Origin of the sequence: Streptomyces sp. PU-14G, assembly GCF_041028275.1 — a bacterium.
In the GTDB taxonomy this organism is placed as follows: domain Bacteria; phylum Actinomycetota; class Actinomycetes; order Streptomycetales; family Streptomycetaceae; genus Streptomyces.
Genome location: NZ_JASKYT010000619.1, coordinates 1 through 2,420 on the forward strand (window position 1 = coordinate 1; position 2,420 = coordinate 2,420).

Below are 2,420 nucleotides of genomic sequence, written 5' to 3' on the forward strand. Positions count from 1 at the left end.
GGGGTGGGGGTGTGCGGGGCGCTGGTGGTCATCTGTCGGCGTCCTTCTCGGCTCGGTCGGCGGGTGGCGACCGGCAGCACGGGACCCCGCGGCGGGGTGCCGGTCCGTCAGGCCCCGCCGCGGCACCCGAGGAGAAGGAGTGCGCAGGCGATCATGGCGCGTCACTCAACCACACCTCAGCTCCTCAGACAAGCTGACCTGTTGGGTTCGCCGCCGGGCCCCCGTGGGATCATCGAGTGGCTCGGCCCGGCGGCGCGTCGGGAAACCGACGCCGCCACCGGCCGGGGGCGGCTCGTCGGAGTTCGGGCCGCTCCCGCGACCAGGGCGGCGCGTCGGAACTCGGGCGGCGTGTCGGAACTCGGGCGGCGTGTCGGAACCCGGGTGGCGTGTCGGAACCCGGGCGGGCCCGCCCGCGGACTCCCGGCCGTGAGCCCGCTACCGGACTCCCGGCCGCGGGCCCGCTGCTGGACTCCCGGCCGCGGGCCCCCGTACGCACGCCGCCTCCATCCCCTCCCGGAAACCGAAAGGCCTCTCTCATGTCCCTCGGTCCCCTCCGCCCCAGCCCCTTGGTCGAGCAGGCGGCCGAACGCATCAGGGCGCACATCGCCGAAGGGTACTGGCCCGTGGGCGGCCGACTGCCGGGCGAGACGACCCTCGCCACCACCCTCGGCGTCGGCCGCTCCACCGTCAGGGAAGCCCTGCGGGCGCTCGCGGGGGCCGGGCTCGTCCAGGCGCGGCAGGGCGCAGGCGTCTTCGTCACCGCGACCACGCCCCGGGAGGACTGGCCCACCCGACTGCGCAAGGCGCAACTCGCCGACCTGTACGAGGTGCGCATGCTGGTCGAGGTGCAGGCGGCCGGGCTGGCCGCCGCACGGCGCACCGAGGCCGACATCACCGCCCTGCGCGCGGCTCTCGACCGCCGCAGGGCGGCGGCGGCCGAGGACGACGTCGTCTTCGTGGACGCCGACATCGCCCTGCACGCGGCCGTCGCCGCCGCCGCCCACAACCCCGTACTGACCGACCTGCTCGCCGAGTTCGCCCCCGTCCTGCGGGAGGGGCTCGTCGAGCTGATCGCCTTGCTCGACCTGCGCGCCGAGGACGCCGCACACGGCGAGGAGCGCCACGCGGAGCTGGTCGAGGCGGTCCGCAGGGGCGACGCGCGGGCCGCCGAACGCGCCTCCCACGAGGAGCTTTCCCAGATGCTGGCGCACCTGCGGGCGGGCTGAACGGGTCCGCGCCCGGACGCGGTGCGGCACGCGGACCTCGCCCCTCCCGGCGCGCCGCCACGGCGCGAGAACCCGAACCGGTGAACGGGACAGCGACTCAACTGCCCCCGAATCGTTGGTCGATTTGGTGTCGAACCGGTGGTCATGGAGCCGTTCGACTCCCTACCATCGATCATCGCCAGGTCGTGCGCCGGAGCCCGACCCTCGCCGCCGCCGGGAGGCCCTATGGAAAGCCCACGCCGCAGGTCCGCGCTCACCCTCTCCGCCGTCGCGGCGCTCCTCGCCGCGACCCCGCTGCTCACGGCGTGCGGCAACGACGCGCACCCGGGCGCGGCGGCCCTGGTGAAGGGGGACCGGATCAGCATGGCGCAGCTCCAGGCCCGGGTCGGCGCCGTGCGGGACGCGCAGCGCGCGGAACCGCAGGGCGAACAGATGATCAAGCAGAGCGGCAAGCTGACCCGCGCCACGCTCGACGGGATGATCCGCGAGCGGGTCGTCGCGCAGGCGGCGAAGGACGCGGGGGCCGGTGTCAGCCGCCGCGAGGTCCAGCAGGTCCGCGGGGAGCTGGAGAAGCAGGCAGGCGGCAAGAAGCAGTTGGAGACGGTGTGGCTGCGCCAGCACCACCTCGCGCCCGACGACATCGACGACTTCATCCGGATGCAGCTGCGCATCGAGAAGATCGCCGCCGCGAAGGGCATCGACCTGATGTCCCCGGAAGGGCCGCAGCGGATCAACGCTCAGCTGTCGCGCGTCGCGGACGACATGAAGATCAATGTGAATCCGCGCTACGGGGAGTGGAACACGCGCACCTCCTCGCTCGGCGGGGACCGGGCTCCGTGGCTGCGCGAGCTGTCCGGCGAGGCCGACCGCGCCCAGGGAGCGTGACGCCCACGCCGGCGGGCGCCGGCCGCTGAGGCCGGCCGCCCGTCGCCCGTCCCTCCGCTGTTCGCCCGTCCCTCCCTGTTCGCTCGTCGCCTGGTCGGCTCCTGGGCGCCCGGCCTCCCGGCCCACCGGCGCCCGGGGSCKKWSGGGCGTAGGKTSRWMGGGTGAACGAGATCCCCGAGACCGGCCCCGGGCGCCGGTGGGCCGGGAGGCCGGGCGCCCAGGAGCCGACCAGGCGACGAGCGAACAGGGAGGGACGGGCGAACAGCGGAGGGACGGGCGACGGGCGGCCGGCCTCAGCGGCCGGCGCCC

General features: G+C 75.3%; 2 protein-coding genes. Both read left to right on the top strand.

Annotation, left to right across the window (positions count from 1 at the left end):
- The first annotated feature begins 536 nt into the window (after positions 1–536).
- The gene (locus tag AB8Z75_RS34100; protein ID WP_369208890.1) at positions 537–1,226 is read left to right on the top strand and encodes a FadR/GntR family transcriptional regulator; all 690 of its coding nucleotides are present in this window, start codon (positions 537–539) and stop codon (positions 1,224–1,226) included.
- Between the two features lie 225 nt (positions 1,227–1,451).
- A complete protein-coding gene (locus AB8Z75_RS34105; protein ID WP_369208892.1) occupies positions 1,452–2,111 on the top strand; it encodes a SurA N-terminal domain-containing protein in 660 nt (219 codons plus the stop codon).
- Positions 2,112–2,420: the final 309 nt, after the last annotated feature.

What these genes read in the sequence shown, in the direction of transcription:
- AB8Z75_RS34100 (WP_369208890.1), top strand. Translation starts at nt 537, where the DNA reads ATGTCCCTCGGTCCCCTCCGCCCCAGCCCCTTGGTCGAGCAGGCGGCC.
- AB8Z75_RS34105 (WP_369208892.1), top strand. Translation starts at nt 1,452, where the DNA reads ATGGAAAGCCCACGCCGCAGGTCCGCGCTCACCCTCTCCGCCGTCGCG.